This window comes from Methanobacterium bryantii (genome assembly GCF_002287175.1).
Classification (GTDB): domain Archaea; phylum Methanobacteriota; class Methanobacteria; order Methanobacteriales; family Methanobacteriaceae; genus Methanobacterium_D; species Methanobacterium_D bryantii.
Genome location: NZ_LMVM01000006.1, coordinates 15,510 through 39,598 on the forward strand (window position 1 = coordinate 15,510; position 24,089 = coordinate 39,598).

28 protein-coding genes are annotated in these 24,089 nt (G+C 30.5%); 13 read left to right on the plus strand and 15 right to left on the minus strand.

All coding sequences use genetic code 11. The annotated features are described in order from the left end of the window. Positions 1-82: 82 nt before the first annotated feature. The 3 genes from ASJ80_RS04950 to ASJ80_RS04960 form a co-directional block, all read right to left on the minus strand. Positions 83-430 (minus strand): PadR family transcriptional regulator, encoded by a 348-nt coding sequence (locus ASJ80_RS04950; protein ID WP_069583280.1) that lies wholly within the window; start codon positions 428-430, stop codon positions 83-85. Between the two features lie 364 nt (positions 431-794). Further along, complete coding sequence (locus tag ASJ80_RS04955) at positions 795-1,202, minus strand: hypothetical protein (protein ID WP_095652039.1); 408 nt, start codon at positions 1,200-1,202, stop codon at positions 795-797. Between the two features lie 227 nt (positions 1,203-1,429). Beyond that, positions 1,430-1,837: a hypothetical protein gene (locus ASJ80_RS04960; RefSeq protein WP_095652040.1), complete on the minus strand. Its 408-nt coding sequence runs from the start codon at positions 1,835-1,837 to the stop codon at positions 1,430-1,432. 640 nt (positions 1,838-2,477) lie between these two features. Between ASJ80_RS04960 and ASJ80_RS16915 the strand changes: the two genes are divergently transcribed. The 7 genes from ASJ80_RS16915 to ASJ80_RS04990 all read left to right on the plus strand — a co-directional run bounded on the left by ASJ80_RS16915 (position 2,478) and on the right by ASJ80_RS04990 (position 9,101). Then, positions 2,478-2,636 (plus strand): hypothetical protein, encoded by a 159-nt coding sequence (locus tag ASJ80_RS16915; protein WP_176720284.1) that lies wholly within the window; start codon positions 2,478-2,480, stop codon positions 2,634-2,636. 82 nt (positions 2,637-2,718) lie between these two features. After that, positions 2,719-4,155 carry a flippase gene (locus ASJ80_RS04965; RefSeq protein ID WP_069584533.1) on the plus strand — a complete coding sequence of 479 codons (1,437 nt, stop codon included), beginning with the start codon at positions 2,719-2,721 and terminating at the stop codon, positions 4,153-4,155. 266 nt (positions 4,156-4,421) lie between these two features. Beyond that, complete coding sequence (locus tag ASJ80_RS04970; RefSeq protein WP_069584534.1) at positions 4,422-6,845, plus strand: CHASE4 domain-containing protein; 2,424 nt, start codon at positions 4,422-4,424, stop codon at positions 6,843-6,845. A gap of 51 nt (positions 6,846-6,896) precedes the next feature. Then, a complete protein-coding gene (locus ASJ80_RS04975) occupies positions 6,897-7,760 on the plus strand; it encodes a methanogen output domain 1-containing protein (RefSeq protein WP_069584535.1) in 864 nt (287 codons plus the stop codon). 129 nt (positions 7,761-7,889) lie between these two features. Then, positions 7,890-8,069, plus strand: a complete 180-nt coding sequence (locus ASJ80_RS04980; RefSeq protein WP_048081232.1) for a hypothetical protein — start codon at positions 7,890-7,892, stop codon at positions 8,067-8,069. Between the two features lie 12 nt (positions 8,070-8,081). Further along, on the plus strand, positions 8,082-8,417 hold the full coding sequence (locus ASJ80_RS04985; protein ID WP_069584536.1) for a hypothetical protein: 336 nt from the start codon (positions 8,082-8,084) through the stop codon (positions 8,415-8,417). 12 nt (positions 8,418-8,429) lie between these two features. Further along, positions 8,430-9,101: a response regulator gene (locus ASJ80_RS04990; protein ID WP_069584537.1), complete on the plus strand. Its 672-nt coding sequence runs from the start codon at positions 8,430-8,432 to the stop codon at positions 9,099-9,101. A 42-nt stretch (positions 9,102-9,143) separates the two neighbouring features. Here ASJ80_RS04990 and ASJ80_RS16920 read toward each other — a convergent pair whose 3' ends face one another. From ASJ80_RS16920 to ASJ80_RS16925, 6 genes are all read right to left on the minus strand, one after another. Beyond that, positions 9,144-9,284: a hypothetical protein gene (locus tag ASJ80_RS16920; protein WP_179288740.1), complete on the minus strand. Its 141-nt coding sequence runs from the start codon at positions 9,282-9,284 to the stop codon at positions 9,144-9,146. A 208-nt stretch (positions 9,285-9,492) separates the two neighbouring features. Next, positions 9,493-10,908 carry a peptide MFS transporter gene (locus tag ASJ80_RS04995; RefSeq protein WP_141705202.1) on the minus strand — a complete coding sequence of 472 codons (1,416 nt, stop codon included), beginning with the start codon at positions 10,906-10,908 and terminating at the stop codon, positions 9,493-9,495. Positions 10,909-10,920: 12 nt separating this feature from the next. Then, positions 10,921-12,369 carry an amino acid permease gene (locus tag ASJ80_RS05000; protein ID WP_069584539.1) on the minus strand — a complete coding sequence of 483 codons (1,449 nt, stop codon included), beginning with the start codon at positions 12,367-12,369 and terminating at the stop codon, positions 10,921-10,923. An 18-nt stretch (positions 12,370-12,387) separates the two neighbouring features. Then, entirely contained in the window at positions 12,388-13,191 is an 804-nt protein-coding gene (locus ASJ80_RS17440) for an APC family permease (protein WP_245837463.1), read from the minus strand. Next, positions 13,130-13,834 carry an amino acid permease gene (locus tag ASJ80_RS17445; protein ID WP_069584541.1) on the minus strand — a complete coding sequence of 235 codons (705 nt, stop codon included), beginning with the start codon at positions 13,832-13,834 and terminating at the stop codon, positions 13,130-13,132. The genes ASJ80_RS17440 and ASJ80_RS17445 overlap by 62 nt, the downstream gene beginning before the upstream one ends. A gap of 31 nt (positions 13,835-13,865) precedes the next feature. After that, the gene (locus ASJ80_RS16925) at positions 13,866-14,006 is read right to left on the minus strand and encodes a hypothetical protein (RefSeq protein ID WP_176720286.1); all 141 of its coding nucleotides are present in this window, start codon (positions 14,004-14,006) and stop codon (positions 13,866-13,868) included. Positions 14,007-15,029: 1,023 nt separating this feature from the next. Between ASJ80_RS16925 and ASJ80_RS16930 the strand changes: the two genes are divergently transcribed. Both ASJ80_RS16930 and ASJ80_RS05010 read left to right on the plus strand, forming a co-directional pair. Further along, entirely contained in the window at positions 15,030-15,191 is a 162-nt protein-coding gene (locus ASJ80_RS16930) for a hypothetical protein (protein WP_176720288.1), read from the plus strand. An 80-nt stretch (positions 15,192-15,271) separates the two neighbouring features. Next, a complete protein-coding gene (locus tag ASJ80_RS05010) occupies positions 15,272-16,900 on the plus strand; it encodes an ABC transporter ATP-binding protein (RefSeq protein ID WP_069584542.1) in 1,629 nt (542 codons plus the stop codon). Between the two features lie 438 nt (positions 16,901-17,338). Here ASJ80_RS05010 and albA (ASJ80_RS05015) read toward each other — a convergent pair whose 3' ends face one another. Next, positions 17,339-17,611, minus strand: coding sequence for a DNA-binding protein Alba (gene albA, locus ASJ80_RS05015; protein WP_048081226.1), 273 nt, complete (start codon positions 17,609-17,611; stop codon positions 17,339-17,341). Positions 17,612-17,887: 276 nt separating this feature from the next. Then, positions 17,888-18,196 (minus strand): hypothetical protein, encoded by a 309-nt coding sequence (locus ASJ80_RS05020; RefSeq protein ID WP_069584543.1) that lies wholly within the window; start codon positions 18,194-18,196, stop codon positions 17,888-17,890. 338 nt (positions 18,197-18,534) lie between these two features. Between ASJ80_RS05020 and ASJ80_RS05025 the strand changes: the two genes are divergently transcribed. Beyond that, positions 18,535-19,047: a hypothetical protein gene (locus tag ASJ80_RS05025; protein ID WP_069584544.1), complete on the plus strand. Its 513-nt coding sequence runs from the start codon at positions 18,535-18,537 to the stop codon at positions 19,045-19,047. A gap of 280 nt (positions 19,048-19,327) precedes the next feature. Here the strand turns inward: ASJ80_RS05025 and albA (ASJ80_RS05030) are convergent, their stop codons facing one another. Continuing rightward, positions 19,328-19,600: a DNA-binding protein Alba gene (gene albA, locus ASJ80_RS05030; protein ID WP_048081223.1), complete on the minus strand. Its 273-nt coding sequence runs from the start codon at positions 19,598-19,600 to the stop codon at positions 19,328-19,330. A 129-nt stretch (positions 19,601-19,729) separates the two neighbouring features. Further along, complete coding sequence (locus ASJ80_RS05035; protein ID WP_069584545.1) at positions 19,730-19,999, minus strand: hypothetical protein; 270 nt, start codon at positions 19,997-19,999, stop codon at positions 19,730-19,732. A 496-nt stretch (positions 20,000-20,495) separates the two neighbouring features. Here ASJ80_RS05035 and ASJ80_RS05040 point away from each other — a divergent pair, with 496 nt between their 5' ends. Beyond that, positions 20,496-21,482, plus strand: coding sequence for a tetratricopeptide repeat protein (locus ASJ80_RS05040; RefSeq protein WP_095652041.1), 987 nt, complete (start codon positions 20,496-20,498; stop codon positions 21,480-21,482). A gap of 26 nt (positions 21,483-21,508) precedes the next feature. Here ASJ80_RS05040 and ASJ80_RS05045 read toward each other — a convergent pair whose 3' ends face one another. Then, positions 21,509-21,877 (minus strand): hypothetical protein, encoded by a 369-nt coding sequence (locus ASJ80_RS05045; RefSeq protein ID WP_069585768.1) that lies wholly within the window; start codon positions 21,875-21,877, stop codon positions 21,509-21,511. A gap of 378 nt (positions 21,878-22,255) precedes the next feature. On the opposite strand from ASJ80_RS05045, the gene ASJ80_RS05050 reads away from it, so the two are divergent. Then, positions 22,256-22,465, plus strand: a complete 210-nt coding sequence (locus tag ASJ80_RS05050) for a hypothetical protein (RefSeq protein WP_069585769.1) — start codon at positions 22,256-22,258, stop codon at positions 22,463-22,465. A 616-nt stretch (positions 22,466-23,081) separates the two neighbouring features. On the opposite strand, the gene ASJ80_RS05055 is transcribed toward ASJ80_RS05050, so the two are convergent. After that, entirely contained in the window at positions 23,082-23,303 is a 222-nt protein-coding gene (locus ASJ80_RS05055; protein WP_069585770.1) for a hypothetical protein, read from the minus strand. A gap of 340 nt (positions 23,304-23,643) precedes the next feature. On the opposite strand from ASJ80_RS05055, the gene ASJ80_RS05060 reads away from it, so the two are divergent. Continuing rightward, complete coding sequence (locus ASJ80_RS05060) at positions 23,644-23,850, plus strand: histone family protein (protein WP_069585771.1); 207 nt, start codon at positions 23,644-23,646, stop codon at positions 23,848-23,850. The last annotated feature ends 239 nt before the right edge of the window (positions 23,851-24,089 follow it).

The following is a 24,089-nucleotide window of genomic DNA, read 5'->3' on the forward strand; positions in this document are numbered from 1 at the left end:
ATTTAAGTTCTTCACCCACTTCTTTTTGCTGATTTGGACTCATATTCTTTGTTACTTTATCTATATAATTGTTAATGTACATTCAGTCACCTTTTTTAGAATCCATATTAATTTCAAATTGTTCAACATTCGTGTTTATTGATTTAAAAAATTCCAGCCAGTTTTTTCGAACTTCTCTGCCGTATTCTGTTATTTGATAATATTTCCGCGGTCTTGAATCTGCAGTGTCCCAACGGCTGGAAACCAGTTTTTCATTTTCGAGACGTTTAAGCAGGGGGTATAAAGTGCCTTCTTCAATTTTAAGCTCTGAATTTTTGAGGCTTTTAGTTATATCATACCCATAACGCTCTTTTTCGAGTAAACACATTACAGCAATCTGTATGGCTCCTCTCCTCATTTCAGTCTCGAATCTTTTGGATATGCGGCCCATTTTATATATTCCTCGCAATACTTTGTAGTACAATAATCTATGTGGTACATGATACTTGGTGCTACATAGTATATAAAAATATTGATGAAACTTAAGTTTTAAGACGAGTAATATTTTTTTAAAATCATAATTTCATGATTTTAATAGCTTTACAGCTAATTTGGATAAAATAATTGCTTAATTCAAGAATTAAATGCTTATTTTTCTTTATTTGTTGAAATTAGTTATAGATCTAATAATTTAAAGTAGGTGAATATTAACTGAATTTAGTTTGAGTTTTAGATGATATGAATTAAATTTTGAGGATTAGGACTAGACACAGTTATAATCAAAAAATATTATAAAAATAAAAAAGTTGTAATTATCAAATAGTTGTAATTTCGTGCTTGAATACTCTCCAGTAGTATTGTGCTGCGGTTAATTTTGTTTTAGCATAATTAACAGTTGTGCCTCCATCTACACCATCGTTCCAGTCTGTAATTTTAACGCTGTTTTTGGTGACTTTTGCAATGGTATCTATCTCATGGATTTCGATATAGTATTTGTTAGTTTTAGGGTTTTTTGTCCAGTAATTTATGTATATTTTTATGAAATTGTTGTTTATTTTGCCATTTTTTTGATATTGATACGCTTTCCATGTTATTTTTTCACATGCACTATATTGAATTGTGCCGTGGTCTACTACTTTTACCGCTGCTGCGGGTTCTGCAAACTGGAAACCAACAAGAACTACAAATAATGTTATTATAGCTGCAAGTATATTTTTATTCACGTTTTCACCCATTTATATCATATAATAATGTTTATTGCTACTTAAAAACTTAAATATATATCTATTTTTTTAAATGGTTACAATTATGTGTCTTAATGCTTCCCTGGTAATATTTTTAAGAGTTAAATTTGGTATTATCTTGAATAATGATTATTTATGGTTATACTTTTCTTTTTAACTCTGTAATTTGAAAATTAAAAAAAAATAATTTATTGAGTTACTGGTTTTTACTCGTACCAATTAAAGAGTTTTGCCCTGTAAACTCTCCAGTAGTATTGTGATGCAGTTAGTTTTGTTTTTTTGTAATTTAACGAGTAAACAGAAGGTTCTAGAATATCCTGCACATCTCTAATTTTTATGGTGTCTTTGCTTACTTTTGCAAGGGTGATGGTATTTTTGTATCCGTATGTGTATTTTGAGTCAAATTTCCAGCGGGTAACAACTACAGTTTTCACGAAATCGTTATTGTACTGGTACGTTGTCCATGTGTTTTGTCTCCACATACCCTGTGTTTTGTCCCATTTATAAGAAACACCGTGGTCTACTACTTTTGCTGCTGCTGCGGGTTCTGCAAACTGGAATCCAACAAAAACTGCAAATAAAACAGTTAAAACCATAATTGATTTTTTATCCATATTTTCACCTTTTTTACTTAGTCAAGACTTATTTTTTTCTCAAGGGGATTGGATAGGGTTTGATAGGGAGAGGCAACCCTATCCAACTGAATCTGGATTTAAATATGCATGTACCAATTTACATGTCAAAGTATAATGTAACATTTTAAATATATAAAGTTTTCTATTATTAAAAGATTTAGATTAAAATTAAAAGAGCCTTTAAAACCGTATTTTAATGGAATTAACTTATTAATACTAATTTTATTAAGTTATATTTGGTATATGCTGATTATTTGTATTTATCCTTTAAATTTTACCAAAAATACCTTAAACAAAGAATATGGTACTGTTATGTTGAATAGTGATCTTTATATTTTAATCCTCAAAATTCCTTCTAAAAACACAAATTTTAAATATATTAAATGTTACATTTTAATTTAAACATGAAAAGAATTAGCACTGTTTCAAAGGGGGAAGTTTTATTCAAGCTATAAAGTTAAGAAATAGAATTGATTTTGATAAAAGTGATATACCTACTGAAATTATCGAAAAAACCCTAAAATTAAATGAAAAATTTGAAATTGAGTTAGATATTTCCATTAATTGTGGCAATCACTGGGTTAAAATTTTTAATGATAATTATTTAAGAATAACTAAATTGGAACGAATTACTGGCCCTAAAATTGGTTCTTTCCTGGATAAAGAACGTATTATTTTTAAAACCCTTAAAACTGGAAAAACTAAGCTAATTTTTGTAGAAAACAGTAATTTAGGTCCCTATAAAGAAATAGTATACAATATTGATATCATAAATTAAGATACAATTTTAGACTCATATTGTAAATTAAATAGTTTTTAAGAGGGCATAAAAATTAATTTGTAAGTATGGTGTATACTTTATGGGTGTAACGAAAAAAATAGCCAGGAATACATTTTTTTTGGTTATAGCCAGTATTATAAGTTATGTGGCCTATTTTTTTGCTTTAATGTACATGGCAAGATATCTGGGACCTGAAGAATTTGGAATTTTATCCATTGCAATTGCATTTACTGGATTATTTGGAATTTTCACAGATTTAGGACTTGGAATGCTAACCGTGCGGGAAGTATCAAAGGATAAAAAATTAGCAGCTAAATATATTGGAAATATTATACCTATGAAAGCTGTTTTTTCAGTTATTGCTCTTATCTATATTTTAATAGCAACTGTATTAATGGGTTATGATCCCAAAACAACAACTGTTATCATTTTGATTACGCTTGCTATTGTGACAAGTTCTTTTTTTACAACTTTTTTTTCAGTTTTTCAAGCTTACCAGCAAATGGAGTACCAGGCAATTGCCACGGGTTTTGACAACATATTTATGTTTGCAGCAGTTGCTGCTGCAATAAGCCTTTCATGGGATGTTGTGGCGCTTGCATCAATTTATCTAGTTAGAAATGTTCTTGTTCTGGCTTACATGTTTATCATTTATATCAGAAGGTATGAGCTGCCTAAAATAGAATTTGATCTTTCTTTCTGGAAACCGACCATAAAAGAAGCGCTTCCATTTGTTTTATCTGGAATTTTCCTCACTTTGTTTATATGGATACCCTCCATAATTCTTTCTGCAGCGGCTGGTAAAGAAGCAGTGGGGTTCTACGGTGCACCTAATAAACTTATATATTTCTTTTTATCTCTTTATTCGGTTTATATGGTTGTAGTTTTCCCTGTCATGTCTATTTATTATAAAAAATCAGAAAATTCACTTAAATTTATTTATGAGCGTTCCTTCAAGTACACCTTAATCATATGTCTACCCGTAACCATTTTTATTTCTTTAATGGCCCCTCAAATTGTAACTGCAGTATATGGAGATGCATATGGTCCTTCTGCTTTAGCTCTTCAGATTTTGGTGTGGACACTTACTTTAGTTTCTGTAAGTGGGATCTCTGCAAATCTTTTAGGATCAATCAACAGGCAACTTACAGTAATTAAAATAACTACTGTTGGAATAGTCCTGAATATATTAGTAGGGCTATTATTGATACATAAATTTAGTTTCATTGGCGCATCTGTTACTACAGTAGTTACAGATATTTCAGTACTGCTCTTTATGTTGTATACTCTTTCTAAAACAAATTTTGTGGATAGATCTTTGTTTAGAGATTTGCCAAAAATAATTTTATCCAATTTAGCAATGGTTTTTGCTGTGTATTGTTTAAAAGATTTTAATTTAGTTATAACAGCTTTATGTGGATTTATTATTTATTTAACATCCCTTAATTTCACTAAAATCTTTGATGAGAATGATTTAGTTATTTTTAAGAAAATGTACAGAACTAGAGGTAAATAATTGTTTAAAAATTATGTAATAATGGGCCTTTAGTTGATATGGGGTAAAAGGTGGATCAAATGAAGGTGAATAAAATATCACATCCCCATATCAAACCAATAGGGTCAACTAATTTATGGTACAATTTAAAGTTAAACGTTAACATATTTAAAGTTTTCTATCTGGAGAACTAATCTCAAGATATAATGTAAATGAATTTAAAATAGAAAACCAAATTAAAAATAAAAGTTAGGCTTTATATTTTATACAAAAAAGGCAGTGCTTAAATGAAATTACGTGGAAAGACTCTGGTACTCATGGCAGTTATAATCCTGTCTTTAACTGTTAGTTTCTTTATAATTTCAGAGATGATATTTGTAGGCAGTTCATCTCTAAGTGAAAATAGTTATACCAAGCTGGTACTGAATAACACTCTTAATTCATTAAATAATAGTTTAGAATCGTTAAATAACAGTGCAAATGATTGGTCAAGCTGGGATGATGCTTATTACTATGTTAATGGTGACAATCCTAACTTTTTAAATAAAACACTTGTTAATGATGCATTTTTAAAATTGAATATTGATTTTATATTATTTGCAAATAATGACGGTAAAATAGTTTATGCAGAAGCATATAATAGAACAAGCCAGAAAGAGATACAATTATCCTCTAATATGACTCAAAGTCTAAAAAATAGTGGCTTAATGTTGAATACAAGCAATAATAAAAGTTTATCTGGGATTATAATTATTAATGGAATCCCTATGATGGTTGTTTCAAATCCTGTTTTAAAGAGCAATGGGGAAGGTCCATCACACGGAACTCTAATTATGGGTAGATTCTTAAATCAAGATATGTTAAGTAGTCTTTCCAACAATGGGCTTGTTTCTGTTCAACCAGTTAATGAGGTAGGTGCATCTTCCGATTTTTTAAATGCCATGTCACATTTATCAAATGAAACACCAGTTTATGTGGCTAATTTAAGCCATGACTCCGTTGCAGGATACAGTGTTTTAAAAGGAGTTAACAGCAGCTATGATCTTGTTTTAAAAGTTGAATTACCGAGGTTTATCAACAATGATTATGAAAACGCTATTTTTTATCTTATACTATCTTTAATTATAACAGGATTTCTGGCAGCGATGTTTATCACATATTACCTTGATAAGAACGTCCTTTACAGACTGGACCAAATAATAGAAAGCATTACTGGAATAGGTAAAAAAAATGATTTATCTAAACGAGTACCTGTTTTAGGTAACGATGAACTGGCTGATTTATCAACTTCAGTAAATAAAATGTTAGGATCTCTTCAGGAATCTAATTCTAATTTAGAAAAGAGCGAAGAAAGGTATAGGACAATATTTGAAAATACGGGTACGGCAATGGTCATAATTGGGAAAGGTATGGCTATAAATTTAGTAAATGATGAATTTGAAAAAATGACAGGGTTTTTAAAGGGCGAAATTGAAAACAAAATGTATTTACTGGATTTTATAGTTAAAGAACAGTTAGATAAAATTGAGGCCCACCATAATTTTAATGAATTTAAAGAAAAAAACATGCTTAATAATTATGAAGTACAGCTTAAAACCAAAAATGGAGATCTTAAGGATTTGTTTGCAACATTTGGTTTTATTCCAGAAACTAAACAAGCTTTGATATCTTTTATAGACGTTACAGAGCGTAAAAAAGCACGAGAAGATTTAAAAAGGCATGCTGCTTTATTGAATATTTCATATGAAGCTATTTTTTCATGGAGTTTTGAAGAGGGCATATTATCATGGAACCAAGGTGCTGAAAGACTCTACGGATACTGTAAGGAAGAAGCTATTGGTAAAATTAGCCATGAACTGCTTAAAACTAAACATCCGCAGGGATTGGGGGATTTCATGGAAAAATTAGATAAATATGATATGTGGACGGGGGAATTAATTCATACAACTAAAAACGGCGAAGAACTCATTATGGAAAGCAGGCAACAGTTAATCCAGGACGCTCATGGTAATAAAATTGTTATTGAAACTAACCGTGATATTACGGAACGTAAAAAATCTGAGGATAAAATAAAGGCGTCATTAAAGGAAAAAGAGGTGCTCCTCCGGGAAATTCACCACAGGGTAAAGAATAACCTGCAGATAATTTCAACCCTTTTGGCACTCCAATCTGATGAAATCACCGACCAGAAGACCCTTGAAAATTACAGGGAAAGTGAAAACCGTATACAGTCTATAGCTTTAATTCATGAAAAAATGTATCAATCCAAGGATATTTCAAATATTGATTTTACAAGCTACATAAAGAGCTTAATAAGCGATCTTATGTATTCATATGATGCTGATTCGAGAAATATTAAATCTGTAATTGATACTGATAATTTCCTGTTTAGTATTGAAACAGTACAACCTCTCGGTTTAATAATCAATGAAATCATTTCAAACAGTTTAAAATATGCATTTAAAAATAAGGATGAAGGTAATATTCTAGTTAAACTTGAAAAAGGGGATTCTAATAATTTTAAGCTTACTGTTAGCGATGACGGTATAGGATTTCCCGAAAATATCGACTTTAAAAATACAGGTTCATTAGGACTTCAATTAGTAAATGAACTGGTAAACCAACTTGAAGGAGATATAGAACTTAATACGGATAATGGAACTGAATTTATAATTATATTTAAAGAATTGGAATATAAAAAAAGGGTTTAGTAACTTAGAATCAGCGTGACTCTAGTTAAATAGATTAATTTAAGGGATAAAATGGAAGCCAAAGTATTAATTGTGGAAGATGAGAGAATTCTGGCCATTGGAATGAAACGCAAACTGGAAAATGCAGGGTATACTGTAACTGGAACTGCTTCTTCCGGAGAGGAAGCAATTGAAAATGTAAAAGAAACCAGGCCAGATTTAGTTTTAATGGATATAGTTTTAAAGGGAGATATGGACGGTATTGAGGCGGCTCAGCAAATTATCAACCTTTATAATATTCCAGTTATTTATATTACAGCCTATGCAGATGAGGAAATCCTGGAACGTGCCATGGTAACTGAACCATATGGATATTTATTGAAACCTTTCAATCCACGCGAATTAAAAGCCAACATTAAAATGGCTATTTACAAACATAAAGCAGAAACTGAAAGGAAAGAATTAATGAAAAATAGAGTTATGGAAGATTATTATCAGTTTATGATTCAGGGTATGAATGAATCTAAATACAACAGCGAAATGGATGTTAAGAATACTCTCCTTAAAACATTTGAAAAGAGTTTTGAAGATAAAATGAAACCTGAGTTTGAAAAAGAGCTCAAAAATAAGGGTTTAGATATATATGGGGATAATATTATTCTCTTATTTGAAACTTACCTCTCATGGATATCAGAACTCTTTACAAGTTTTGGTATTAAAAATAAAATAAGGTCAGAAAATGATTCATGGTATTTAGAATTTTTCAACTGCCCGTGGAGTGAATATTCCATTAAAAACAAGGTGTTTTGCATTAACTGCAATGCAATGGTTAACTGCAGTTTTAAATGGATTAATATCCAAGGAGATGTCTGCAGAATATCGAGCATAGCAAACAACTCCCCAAAGTGTTCTTTTAAATTTTATTTTACGCATTAGATATTTGATAAATCAGATAGAAATTTTTATATAATTGAATTTTTAATCTTTAAATGAAATTTATTAAATATAAATGATATAATAATGAATTAATTGTTAATGGAATTAAAAATTAAAAAGAGGAATATCATGGGATGCATCACTATATGTATATCTGATGAGTTAGAAATCGCGTTTAGAAGAATGGCAAGAATTTCTTATGGAGAAAAACAGGGTAAAATGTCAAGGGGAGCTGAAGAAGCGCTGTATCAATGGTGTAAACAAAAAATAGAAGAATTAAATGTTGACGAAAAGGAAATTTTCGATTGAGAAGGGGATCACATGGCAGAACATGAAACAAAAAATACTTCAGAAGATTTAAGTTCTAGAACCGTTGATGAAGACATTTTTAATGAAGTGAACAAGTTTTTAAAGGAAAAAGAACAGTACATTAAAGATTCAATAATTGGATCCAGGGTAATGGAAGAATTAGGTGAATTTACTCTGGATGTTGGGATTAAAAAAACCTATTTGTGCGCCAAAGAAAGCGAAAATGTTTATAGTGTTTTAACTAAAGTTATTGAAAAGTTTATCCAGGCATATGGTGGCACTGCAACTATTTACCCTAAAGGTGAACAGATCTGCCTTGAGCTTATAACACCTAAAAGAGGCGTGTAAAAAGGTGTAAAAATGCTAGAAACTAAAATATTGATAGTTGAAGATGAAAAAATCCTGGCCATGGGATTAAAAAAGAAATTAGGAAATTTAGGATATTCAGTAACAGATTTAGCCTCATCTGGTACAGAAGCAATTGAAAGCGTCAAAAAGGTACAACCCGATCTTGTTTTAATGGATATAGTACTTAAAGGGGCAATGGATGGAATAGAGACTGCTGAGTTCATTGTTAACCTTTATGATATCCCTATCATTTATCTTACAGCATATGCAGATGATGAAATGCTTGCGAGGGCTGAAAAAACATGTCCATATGGATATATACTTAAACCGTATAAGGACAGCGAATTAAAGGCCAACATTAAAATGGCTCTTTATAAACACAGCGCTCAAAAAGATAAAGTAATGGACTTTGAGGATATATACCGCGATGTTACACGTTTCCTTGATGAAAATGAAGGTTCCTTTAAAGAAGGTCTACTGGACGGAGAATCACTTACTGGACCTTTTAATATAGATATAGGGCTTAAAAACATTTATATATCTGCTGATAGAAATAATAAAGCTGCACATGCTGCTTTTTATAAGTTACTAACTGATATTGCCCGAAAATATGCAATTTCAGAAGAAAATAAGGTTGTTGTATATCCTAGGGGAGATGAACTTTGTTTAGAGTTTTCTAAATAAAGTGCATTTATTTTTATTTATTTTATATATATAATAGAATCATTATTTTATTAAATACCAGTATACAGAATAAATAGCACAGTAATAAACATACATTACTGCTATAAACAAAACAGCTGCTTTAAGTATGTTCTTTTTTGTTTCACCTAAAAAAGTTACTGATGAACTAGTTTTTGTTTGCATTTGATTCACAGAAAACACCTACTTTATATTTACCTAATTTTGTACGCTATTAATATCCAGAATGACTTTAAAAATGTTTTTAATGACATATGATCACATTTCCAACTAGATATTTATTCAAATGTTTACTCTTTAATGTATAATGTAAAATTTTAACTATTTAAACTTTTCGATTAAATGAAGATCCAAGATTAAGGATCCAGTGAAGTCACTGAATCCCATGCATCATTTTTGAAAGCTTTTTGCTGGTAATTATTAAAATTATACCTGCCGCCGCCGACATAATAATGAAGATCATAAAGAACGATGTAAACCCATCAATTGGTATATTCCAAAACTCAGTCATAGTTCTAGTTGGGGATGGATACAGGCTGCCCATATAACCTGCCATCACTCCACCAATTGAACTTGCCAAAAACCATGTAGCCATAAGAAGACAGATAAATTTAAGTGGGGCCAATTTAGATACCATGGATAATCCAATTGGAGATAAACACAGCTCTCCCATTGTAAATACTATGTAAGCCATTACAAGCCATAAAGGACTTATATTTTGAGTTCCAGCGTCAAGCATCTGGGCTGCGGGCAAAAGGGCTATGAACCCTATGGCCAATATAATTAATCCTATTGCCATTTTCAGCGGTACTGGAGGTTCATGTCCTTTTTTTCTAAGCACGGGCCATAATGCAGCAAATATTGGGGCCAGTATCAGTATCGCCAGCGGATTTATGGTTTGAAACCAGCTTGTAGAATAATGCAAATTACCTAAAAATGGAACTACTCGGTTTACATGCTGTTCGGCTAAAAGGGTAAGTGATACTCCTGACTGCTCAAATGCAATGAAAAAGAAAATGGAAAAAAATGATAAAATAGCAATAACTGCTGTTCTATCTTTTTCTATTTTTGTTAACTTTTTACTGGAATTTTCTTGGCAGTTTATGTCATGGGAAGGTACAGAACCAACACTTTTACCATCGGGAGTTACCAAATATTTATTTTTGCTCCATATGAAGATGATTAATCCAATAATCATTCCCACACCTGCAGCTAAGAATCCGTACATATAATCAGCAGGATTTCCTGTATCTCCTAGTCCACCTACAATTAATGGGGAAAGGAGGGCACCGAGATTAATGCCCATGTAAAAGATAGTAAAAGCTGAATCTTTCCGGCTATCATTTTTAGGATATAAGAAACCAACCATTGAAGAAATATTCGGTTTAAAAAATCCGTTGCCTATTACAAGTAAAGATAGGCCCAGTAAAAATAATATTCCCTGGTTATTAAAAATAAAAGATGAATATGTAACCCCTTGAGTTATTGATGGCACATAAAGATAGCTGCTTACTGCAAGGGAAAATTGGCCCAGCGCCATGAGTATACCTCCTGTAATTATGGATTTACGGTTTCCCCAGTATCTATCGGCTATATATCCTCCAATGAGAGGTGTCAAATATACCAGTCCTGTGTAATATCCATAAATAGTTGATGCAAATGTGGTATTGTAAAGGATAGCATTGACCATGTAAAGTATAAGGATGGATCTCATACCGTAGTAACTGAACCTCTCCCACATTTCTGTAAAAAATAGGGAATAAAGCCCTTTTGGATGTTTGTTTAAAATATTTTAGTCTCCTTATTTACTGTTATAAAATTTGTAGCCTTTGAGCTCGTAAAACTCATCTTCTTTTTTAACAGTCCTTTTATTTCTTAATCTGCTTTTTCGAGACCCATAAGCAAAATATACGGTTAAACCAATGATCAAGCTTACTGCAAATCTTTCAAGTGTTGTAATTGAAAGCTGAAAAATAAGAAACACACAGAAGATTATAGAGAGAACTGGAATTACAGGAACTAAAGGGCATTTGAATTTCCTCTCAATATCTGGCTGCTGTTTTCTAAGAATGATTATGGATAAAGCAAGGAAAATAAACGCTGAAAGTGTTCCAATATTAACTAGCTCGATTATAATACTTAATGGTAGAAATGCGGCGATAATTGAAGCTACTGCTCCTACGATTATTGTACTCAGTACTGGCGAGCGGAAATTAGGGTGAATTTTTGAAAAAACGCCGGGTAAAAGTCCATCTCTCGACATGGAATAAAATATTCTTGTTTGTCCAAATAGGCTGGTAAGCAGTACGGATGTAAGTCCAAATAATGCTCCAAATGATACTATTGAAGCAGTCCAGTTAGCCCCTACTTTTTCAAGGGCGAATGTAACTGGTGCGGCATTATTTAGTAGGTTGTAAGGTACAATACCATTTAAAACTGCTGCAACCGCAATGTAAAGAATTGAACTGATGATTAAAGAACCTATAATCCCAATAGGCAGTGTTCTTTGAGGATTTTTTGTTTCTTCTGCAGCGGTGGAAACGGCATCAAAGCCAATATAAGCAAAAAAAACCATTGCAGCCCCTTGAACCACACCAGTCCATCCATAAGGCATGAATGGGTGATAATTTGCAGGATTTATAAAATTAGCACCAACAATGATAAACAATAATATAATGGAAACATTTATTAAAACAATTACTGCATTAAAACGAGCGCTTTCTTTAGTCCCTAAAATCAGTATTCCAGTTAAAAGTGCAATAATTAAAAATGCAGGTAAATTAATTAACCCAATACCTGGAGGATTGGTAATTATTTGAGGTAGAATAAATCCTGTTGAGTTCAGAAGGCCTACAATGTATGAAGACCAACCTACCGCAACAGCAGAGGCTGATATAAGATATTCAAATATTAGAACCCATCCAATCATCCATGCCCATACTTCACCCATTGCAACGTAAGTATATGTATAAACGCTCCCTGAAATGGGAACCATAGAAGCAAATTCCGCATAGCATAAAGCAGTGAAAATACATGCAACTGCTGAAATAACAAATGATAAGACCAGTGCAGGCCCGGAATAGTTAGCTGAAGCGATACCGGTAACTATAAAAATACCTGCACCTATTATACAACCTAATCCCATAATAATTAAGCTTAATGGGCCTATAGCTCTTTTTAATGATTTACTTGATTTATCAACTGTTAATAAGTCGTTTATTGATTTCTTACGGAAAATGTTTATGTTCATAGTTTTACCAGATTCGTTTTATTTTGCTGAAATTTCCTTTGCGACAGTATGAATTTCCTTTTCTAGTAAATTGCTGTCCTTATTGGCAGCGTATTTTTTGTACCGTCTGAATGTAAAGTAAAATGTTAGACCTGCCAGTAACCATGCTCCAAATACTTCAATTGTAATAAGTTTTAACTGTGTTATTAAGCCTAAACAAGCTATTATGGATAGAATTGGAATTACAGGAACTAAAGGACATTTGAATTTCCTTTCGATATCTGGCCGCTGTTTTCTAAGTATTATAACAGACAATGCAAGGAATATAAATGCAGTGAGTGCTGAAATATTCACTAGCTCAAAAATCCCTTCCAGAGGTAAGAAAGCAGATATTAGTGCTGATACTACTCCGACAATTATAATGCTTGTTATTGGAGATTTAAATTTATGATGCACTTGAGTAAGTGTCTTAGGAAGTAATTCATCCCTTGACATTGCAAAAAGAAGCCTAGGTACAACAAACATGCTTACCAGAATCACTGTGGTGAGTCCTGCAATTGCCCCAACTGTAACTATCGCTGTTGCCCAGTTTATTCCAACACTTTGAAGTGCAAGTTGGACTGGTGCTGCGCTCCCTTCAAACATTGTGTAAGAAACCATTCCAGTCATTACAGCAGTTACAATGATATATAGTATAGAACAAACTGCAAGTGATCCTATAATTCCTATGGGGAGCGCTTTTTGTGGATTTTTTGTTTCTTCTGCCGCAGATGCTACTGTATCAAAACCAACATATGCAAAAAAAAACCATTGCTGCTCCTTGAAGTACTCCTGCAAGCCCATTAGGGACAAATGGATAATAATTTGTAGGGTTTATAAATTGAGCCCCTATTATTATAAATAATGCGATCACGGCGAGTTTTATAATGACAATTGCTGCATTAACCTTTGCACTTTCCTTTGCACCAAGGACAAGTATTCCTGTTAAAAGTGCCACAATTAATAGTGCAGGTAAGTTAATTAATCCTGAACCTGTAAGAGGAGAACTTGTTATTATCTCTGGTAAAGCGAACCCTATTGAACTAAAGAATCCTGAGGTATAAGAAGACCAGCCTATTGCCACTGCAGATGCTGCAATAATATACTGGAGAATTCCAGTCCACCCTATCATCCATGCCCATATTTCACCCATTGTTACATGGGTGTAAGTATATATCCCACCAGTCACCGTGATCATGGATGCCATTTCCGCGTAACATAACGCTGTAAGTCCACAAGCCAAGCCTGCAATCATAAATGATAAAATTAATGCAGGACCTGAAGTTACAGAGGCCACTCCTGTTACTATGAAGATCCCTGCACCAACGATTGCACCAATACCCATTATAATAAGTCCTATAGGGCCCAAAGAACGTTTTAATTTTTGATCGCATGAATTAATACTCAAACATTTTTCTATGTCCTTTTTTCGAAATAAACTGCTCATTATTACCACGTTTTTTCATTAATATTATTTATTACCTGAATAGGGTGCTTTGACCCGTAAACCAGTGAATCCATATTTTTTGAGTTGATCTAAGTATTTTTTTTTCGTCTATTCCATAAACTGGCGGTGTTATTGTAGCATCATATATTTTACCTTCCCATGATACTACCACATGTGAATATTCTCTGGGTTCATGCTCTATTGTTATTAAATAGACATTTTTTGCTCCTTTTTTAGCAAGTACATCTGCAAATGCATTGGATTTGTGTTTGCAGTTGCATTTTTTTACGTCATATTTAAGAGACGCAATTTTGTTAAAGGATTTGTTTATTTTGATCTTCGGATGTCACTTGTGCATTTACTTTTACTTCTTTAAATGTGTTAAAGGAATTATTAGAGCTAAAATCCACTGATAACAGTGTATTCATTGTAAAACTAATTGTTACTATTAATATTAATATAAAAACGGCTTTTTTCATGACTACAACTCCACAACTTTCCTCAAGTTAATACACTTTTAATTTTTAAAGTAAAATTTTACATTTTACATATATAATCTTTTCGGTTTTGTAGACATTTATTTTTAATAGGTAAAATGTCTTTAAAAAAGATAAATATCAATTATATATGAAATAAATCACAAAAAACAAAAATTCAATGTATTAAAAACTAATTATATCTAATTTATGTAAATAACAGCTATTTTGGTGTTTTGTTTTAATAATTTTTAATGATTTATGTAAATGACAGTCAGAGATCCAGTTATAACCAATAAATATTAGTAATAAGACTTTAAAACTGTAAAATTCGTTTTATTTTTATTTTAAGAATTATTATGTTTAATTTATAAAATGAGGTGAAGGAATAGGAGTTAAAAATATATGGAGGCGCTCCTATCCCTACGGGCGTGATTAACAAACATGAAAGTTCCCAACTTTACATGTTAATGTATAATGTAAAACTTTAAATATATAAACATTTCTATAGTGGAGTAGCGTTGTATTAATTAAACAAAATAAGAGGTGGTGTGGATAGATTTTATGAAAACTAAAATTGTGCAATATATTCTCAAATAAATGCTATAAGTAAAAATTTAAAAGCAAATATAAAACAGAGATGGATTTACGACTTCACAAGTTGTCATTTTTAATTATTGCTCTATAAATGTGGATAAAATATAATTGGAGATAAAAAAATGGAAAATATTTTTGGAATAGGGAAAATTGAAGGTAAAAGTGTACCTGTAACTTGTAAAATGCATGCCCTATCTGCAGGGGTTGCTGCTTCTAATGCTTTATGCGATAGAACAGATTGCCCCTCTTATGGTAAATGGTGGTGCCCTTTTACAGGCTGGTAAAATTTAACCTATTTTATTTTTTGAGTTTATCACTTTATCTATATCACATTAATTTAAGTGAATATGAAGGGGATGATAGATTGGTAAAAAAGAGCTTCAAATTCTTCTTTAATAAATTTATAAGGCAACATATTTTAACTTTAATTATTATATTGGCTTTAGGTTTTTCTTCACTGCTATTCTCTTTTATAAGCCCTTTACTTATCAAATCACTTATTGACGATGTTTTTGTAGGTAGAAAAGTTGATTTATTTGGTTATATTGTTATTGGAATCATTGGTATGTATGCAGTATCATCAATTTCAAATTATTTTAAGGGTTTTATAACTGGAAAATTGCAGTTAACTCTATTAAAAGAGGTATCAGGAAGTATATTTGGAGTAATCCAATTTGCATCTCTCGAGAGCACTCAAGAGTTAAAAGTGGGAGATTTGATAACACGTATTATGGGCAACACTCAGATTGCTATAAATGTACCTGTAAGTATCATTCCCCAGTTTTTTATGAGTGTAGTGGGCATCACTGTCCCCTTTTTTATAATGATGTCCCTTAATTTCCAGCTTGCAATTATTGTAATGAGCCCTGTTATATTGTTTGTACTGGTATCATCTATCTTTGGAAAAAAAATGCAAAATATACAGAAAATATTTTTAGAAAATAATGCATCAGTTTACTCTTTTTTAAAGGAAAGTCTTTCTATTATTTCACTAATTAAAGTTTTTGGCCTTGAATCTTGGTCACAAAATAGATTTAAAGGTCAGATAGATGATTATTTCACAACTTCAATAAGCTATACAAGAATGTCATCCATGAATTCATCTTTAAGCTCCTTAATTTTGGGTATACCTGTAGTTTTACTTATTATTTTCGGAGGTTATAAGGTACTGGAGGGAACTATAAGTATTGGAACTTTTACAGCTTTTATATCTTACACATCTATCTTTTTCTCTCCTATTTCTCAGTTATCCTCTTTGTGGACTTCTTATAAAAGTGCATTACCTGCTTTTGATAGAATAAGTGAAATTTTTGACATGGAAATGGGAAAAAGTGGAAATAAAGAAATTAAAATTAAATATGGAAATATAAAAATGGAAGATGTGTGGTTCTCATATGATAACAGGCGTATTCTTAAAGGATTCAATGCTGCATTTGGTAAAGGTTTAAATTATATAGTAGGCGATAACGGAGCTGGGAAAAGTACTATCCTTAAGTTAATATGTTCGCTCTATAATGTAGACAAGGGAACTATTGAAATTGATGGGCAGGATATTACAGAAATTAAAAGAGAAAGTTTAAATCGAGCTATTTCAATGATATTTGCAGATCCCTATCTATTTGACGGATCTATCTATGAAAATATTAGAATTGGCAACCTTGAAGCGTCCCAAGATGATGTTATCCGCGTGGCTAAACTGGTTAAAATCCATAATTTCATAGAGAGAACACCTGAAAAATATAATACGAATGTTGGGGAAGATGGGTTACTGCTTTCAAGCGGCGAAAAACAAAAAATTGCACTTGCAAGGGCTGTTTTAAAAGATTCACCTATTATTCTTTTGGATGAGGTGACAAAATCAGTAGATGCTGATTCAAGGGAAGCTATCAATGAAGTCATTAACGGCCTGAAAAATAAAAAGACAGTTATAATTATCACCCACAATGCCAGTGAAATAGACAATGAGGGTAATATTGTATATTTGGGGACATGAAAATGGAATAAGTGAAGTATTAAACTTACTGGATTTACTTAAGCCTAAAATTTTATTTTAGAATAATTTTTTTTAAATTAATTGATTTTTTATAATATTTGGATCATTTAAAACATTATTTCTATTGTTAAATTGGAAACCAACGCTATTAAAACAGTAAAATAATTTATTTAGATACAGAAATTTTTTTAAATCAATCGAAGGGGATTGAATAGGAGTTAAATATGGAGGTACTCCTATTCATGATCTACAAAATAAACAACCTACCTACTTCATGTATAGTGTAACATTTTAAGTATATAAACTTTTCTATTTAAAAGATTTAAAATAGTAAATCATTGAGCATTTTTTCAATTAATGAATTAATAGGTAAAAGGACTATTTGTCCTTATCGAAAATTAAAAAAAGATATTTTTATTTAATATTTTTACAACTTAACTATTTGCTGAGCTGTATTTCAATGGCTGAAACGTTACTGTTTGATCCTTCCCTGTTTGACACTTCTTCTGTACTGATATCTATAGCTCCAACTTCTGCCTCGGTTATAAATCTATTTCTTACAATTTCAGCAACATCAACAGCCCTACTTATGGCTTTCCCTCGGGCTTTTAACATTACTTCAGATGTTCCCCCGTTCATTTGGGTCACGACAGCTAACACATAATTCATTACTGGTTTAGTTCCAATGTATACGACATTTTCTTCTGACATCTTTTAACCTCCGTAGAAATGATGAGTACTATAATATTTGAATGTAATATTATATACAACTATGCATTTTAATAGATAAAGATTTAAAAGATTTTAAATTCAAAAATGTGTAATTTTAATCTCAATTTTTAAGTTTAAGTTTATTTAAGATCATTTTATAAATCTACCCCTATATGGCTATAAACAGCAATTAAGTGTTTAAATTTATAGTTTAAACGTATTATTCATTTTACTGCCCATGATAGAAATAAAAGGCAGTATGTTGATTTATTTTCTTTATATTTCTCTTTTACCTGGAATTCTTTGGGGTTTAGAAGCTCCTTTTCCAGATAGTTTGCCTTTACTATAAGTTTCATCAGATTTTGTAGCCTTTTTATCTGTCATTGGTCTAATAAGGCCATGTTCCAGTACATAGTCTTCGTATAATAATTTATTTATAACTTCTCTAAAATCTGCACGGGATAAGTTGGAAAATTCTTTTTTTAAGGTAGTATATAATCGTTTTTCCAGGTAAACTCCATTATGATTTTTTAAAATGTCATTAGCTCTTGCTTCTATTGGAGCCAGCTTATCATTGTCGGTCATTTTTTATCTCCTCAAAATTTAAAATTAATCTTGTTTAACTATATGTTTTTTTTAAATAATTTAATTTTTTAATATTTAAAGGTTGATTTATAGGATAAAAAAATTTAAAAAGCATAAAAGTTAGGATAGCTTATTTTTTAAACTTTTAATATATATAAACTATTTTTTTCATTGTTTATTATTTTTTGCACTGCTTGAATTGACATTTAATGTTTTATAAAGATTTTTTATCATATGTGTTTCTTTTAAATATAAAATCCCACATTTATTATTAAATAAAACCATAATAATAATATAAAATTAATCTGGTTAACTAACAATAATTAAAAGGTGAGAGTATGTCAAGATTTGAAGAACTCTGTGAAAGTTATACCGGTGCGAGGAAAAGGTATTTCAATTACGAAAATGAATGCATGGAATTTGGGGTTAAAATGGTGAATGGATTAAAAGAATATTTAGAATGCCCTCCAGAACAGGTGAATTATTACCCTCCTGATAAAGAAAGTGATCCCAATGTTAGCTATAACATACACGGAGCTACAAAACTTGGAGAAGACGGTTTCTGGCATGTTGGTATTGGAATTGGGTTATATGAAGTTCCACATGGCCGTCCACAGGAAAATGTAAGAAGTACACTTTTAATTAAAAAGGAAGATGGCCGCTTTGTAGTAAAATATGGTAAAGAATCTAAGGAGGAATTCAGGATATGTGAAGACAGCGAAGATGACCTAAAAAAGTTATATGACTACATTTTTGATGAAATTAAAGAGCTATATGATAAACAGCTGGAACACATTACTGGCGGGGCTGAATTTGCCCATGATCACGATGATTTAAGGTATATTCAATAAATATTCAATGCACTTTCAGGTTTAACTTATTAAAATATTTATTAGTCTTAACTTTTTCTTTAAATTTTTATGTGATTTCTATCGATTGGCACTATAAAGTCCGTTATGGCGCAATATTCTGAATTAATTATAATTTAGTATGTTTTACTAAATCTGGGCTTTTAAGACTTATTAGATGATTAATTTCATTTAAAAGTAGTTATTTTTTAAAGTAGTTGGATAAATCTAAATATTTCAAACCAAATATTTAGATTTAAAATTTAAAAAAGAAGTTATTTTATTATTTATTAAGATGTATTTCAATGGCTGAAACGTTACTGTTTGATCCTTCTCTGTTAGATACTTCTTCTGTACTGATATCTATAGTTCCAAGCTTTATATCTGTTATAAATCTGTTTCTTACAATCTCTGCAACGTCAACGGCTTTGCTTATAGCCCTTCCACGCGCTTTTAGAATAACTTCTGAAGTTCCGCTGTTCATTTGAGTTACTACCGCTAGTACATAATTCATCACTGGTTTATTTCCGATATATACGATGTTTTCCTCTGCCATTTTTATACCTCCATATGCTAATATAATATTTTGACTTGGTATTAATACAGTTATGTATTTCTATTTTAAATTCCTTTTTGAGTATTCAAAACCTATAAAAAATTCTTTACTTTAAAAAAGTAGTTCGACTTAAGCTGTATTAATATGTCGTGAATTAATTTTTTGTATATTCAAATCGTGAACGTGCATTATATGAAAATGGCTTCGCATACGATTTAATTTATGTAATGCAGGCTTCAATTCTAATTGAACGAATTTATCCAGCCCCCATACCTTTTCTTTTCCTTCTTTTATCCTTTGCACGATTTCTGTTACCTCTGCAGGTTCTAGATGATGCCAGTAGGATTTGTCGTATCTAAGTTTAGCTATAATGTCCCACCAGTTTACTACGTTTGTCAAAGTTTCTCCTCCGAATCTGATAAAAATAGTTGAAATCAATTCAGGCAAAAGTATAAAAATATTGGTATAATCAGGATTATAATAGTTAATATGGTCTAAAATTCCTAATAAACTTTTCTATATCCTTATAAATTTATGTTACTTATTCATTATTAGTATTATACTTTAAAAAATTTAATTAAATAAATTGCCATTGAGATATGTAAGTTCTATGTCTTTTTTTTAAATAGAAGGCAACTATCTTAACACGTTTTCTATATTTATATTCCCATGCATATCTCCAATTAATTAAATTAGTTCATATTTTGAAAGGGTATTATATTTTATCTTTTTACCTCTGTTTTTATGAATTCTACAATATCACCACACTATCATCAATCAGTAATCTTTAATTACATTAAAAAAGAAAATCTTTTAATTCAAATCTAATTGATCTAAATTAGAGATTTTATTTTAGAGTTAATTACATCTAAATTAAGTTACAAGGAGAAATAAATTGACCAGTAATCAAGCTAAAAAACTTTATCAAAAAGGAATAGAATTATTAAGCTATGGAAAGTCTGATGAGGCTGTTAACTACTTTCGTGAAGCAATAGAATCAGATCCGTTCTGTATGGAGGCCCAGCTAGAACTGGGATATCTTCTGGGATCCATGGACAATTATGAAGAATCACTGCAGTGTTTTAATAAGGCAGTGAAAATAGAAAAAAATTTTCCAGGACTTTTCGGCAGAGGAATGTGTCTTTTCTTCATGGAAGACTATGATAAATCACTAGAAGTGTTTTTAGAAGCCCAGGAATATGGGGAAAATGAAGATTTATGGTACTATATTGGAAACCTTAATCTAATTCATTTAGGCAACTATGAAGGTGCTGTAAACTGCTTTGATATAGCACTGTCCATAGATGAAAATTTTATTGAAGCATGGAATGATTGTGGTATGGCTTACAGCATTTTGGAAGATGATGAAAACGCGCTGGTGTGTTTTGAAGAGGCTTTAAATATTGATCCTGAGTACAGGCAGGCTGTTTACAATATGGGGGCTACTTTAGCTGATATGGGCCGCTACAGCGAATCATTAGTATATCTGGATAGAATCCTGGAAAAAGAGCCGGATAATTTCAAAGCGATGTTTTATAAAGGAAATGTTCTGTATTTTATGGAAAAAGAAGAAGAATCAATTGAATACTTTATAAAAGCTCTTAAAATAGATAAAAATCAGCCAGAACTCTGGAATTACTTAGGCTATGTTCAGTTTAGCATTGGGCAGAATCATGAAGCGGTGGAATCTTTTAAGGAAGCTATTAAGTTCGATGATGAGTATGATACAGCTTATATTAACTTGGGAAATGTTTATATGGATCTAGGCAAGAATAATCTTGCTTTGGATTGTTTTGAACGGGTACTAGAAATTTCTTCAGATAGTGAAGAGGCATTAATGAAAATTGAAGAATTAAAAACAGAAAAAGAAATATTGAACTGAAAAATTAAATATTTTTTTATAACCAATCACTTTTTAATGATTACCATGTAAGTATCTGTGATAGTTCTGTCGTCAGCAGGTGGATCTATCATGATATGGTACCATGGAGTGCAGATTATATTTACAAATGCAATACCTGGTTTGGCAGCTTTGAATGTAAATATGTTCCCTTCAGTGGATACTAAATCGAGATAGTTCTTGTTGTACTGTGCATTGAAGGATACTTCTGGAATATGAATTCCTGAAGGTGCAGCTGTAAATGTGTCATTTAGCTCTACTATTTTAATATGATACTGCCAGTTTGAATCAATTTTAGCTGCAGAAACTCCTGAAACCATGAAACTCATTGAAAATACTGCTACGATAAAAATTGATGCTATTTTTAGATTGTTCATCTTTTATAAACCCTCCTTTTCAATTTAATAAACTAATACTGGTGATTGTTAGTAACTACAAACATATAACATTATTTAAATTCAAAAATTAGGACATTTATTAAAGGGAAAATAAATATTTAATATCTATAAATGGGAGTATTGATTATTTAAATTAACTCCAGTGAAGTTAGAGAATATTTCATCTAAAAAAAGCAAGATTTGTTAAATAAACTTCCAAACTGGAGACGAGATATATAATTTTTTATAGGTGTCTAAAACTAAAATGGAAAAATGGATAAATAAAAAAAAAGTAGATGATTTTTTAAGAAGGTGTTAACTGCGAACTTTATATGTGCATGTTAAAGTTAGTATAACTATTAAATAAATGGTGAATAAATGAAATTAGAGTTTCATGGAGATTTTGTAACAATTTACATGCCCGCAGTTGAAAGAGAAAAAGCAGTAACATTTTTAAATAAGTACGATATAAACTATAAAGAAGATGAGATAACCAGAATTGATGGAACATATATTCAATTTGGGTTTTATGCATCAGAAACAATAAAAAGATTATTTGATCAATTTTTGAGAGACAGAATTAAATAAATTACAAAATTGGTAATTGCTTTTAAAAACTCATTTTAATTACTGATTTTACATTCTATGATTTTTAAATAATAAAATTTAAGTAAATGGTAAAACATAGGATAAAAAGAATGTTCTTTTTATTTTAGACGAAGTTTACGATATAAAATTAATTTGGATATATATTGTATCTAAAGCTTTTATAGATAAATAAGGAGATGATTTAATGCATTTATTTTGTGTTGAATGCGGTGGAGAACTTAAACATTTTCATGAGGGTTACAAATGTATAAAATGTGGTAAGGAGTATCCTCCAGTAAAATGTAATAATAAAGAAAATAAATGATAAGGGTTTATTTTATTTACGGCTTAAAGACTTAATATTTGAGTATTTGTCTTAAAATTCACAGTCTTATCCTGTTAAAGAAAAAAATTAATATTTTGATATGAAATTCAATTTAATATTTAATTGTTAAATTTTGATTAGTTGAATATTGGTTAAAAATAGGGAATAATGTCAAATGACAATAACCGTTTAAATACGCTTGTCTGTAAATATCCCACATATAAGCGGCATTATCTTTTGCTTATTTGAGTTAATATTTCATGCAATAACTTAAAAAGCAGATAAAAGTTTTTAAAACGTTAATGCAGGCGCTTCAGGCATATAATTCGTGTCAAAATATAGAACACTTGAAAAAGGGATTACTCTCCTGTATTTATGGTTGTTGTCATTAAAATGTATAATAATTTCATTAGTTTGCACTGCCAGTTTTTCTACATTGTTTTCGCCTATTTTAAATAACTCCTTATCTTTTGAGTTGAGATATGTTATTTCAATAAATTGAGATTTTTCCATAATAGATCACCACGATTGATTTTTAATTATTTAAATTATTGTTTTTAATTTTTTTAATTTTTATAGGAGTCATGTTTCAGTTTTAATAAAGGCGAAATGGAATTTCATCTACTTTTTCAGCTATACAATATTTAATGATGTTTAATAAATAACTATTAAAATTAAATTTATGTTCTAAGTTATATGTTGGCCTTATTTTTTTATTTTATATGGAAATAAGTGTATAAATTGGTTTTAAATGAATGGTAATTTTATAATTTTTAAAATAATCCCAAAATAAACGATAATTTTATATGATATGGTTTACAAAAGATATAATAATAAAAATGAGGTGATATGTATGAGTGAATTACCATTAGCTCCAGTTGGAAGAATCATAAAAAATGAAGGTCGTCTAAGAGTAAGTGAAGATGCAACCGAAACTTTAGCAAAGGCTTTAGAAACTAAAGGTGAAGAAATTGCTGTAGAAGCTGTTAAACTTGCAAAACACGCTGGAAGAAAAACAGTTAAAGCATCAGATATTGAATTAGCTGCTAAAATTTTGTAAAACTTTTTATTGAAGAATATTATTTATTTTTTTTTGTTATCTTTTAAATTAATTCATTAAATAATTTGTAAAAACGCTTTGGAGTACTGTGCAGATATTACTATTTAAATTATGTAATTTTTGGTTAAATAAATGGAATTTTTTTTTAAACACTTTCAATTTAAATTAATCAGTATGGAAAAATTTTTTATTTTTCAATATAACACGTTAATGAAGAAAACCATGCGCATGATAATAGG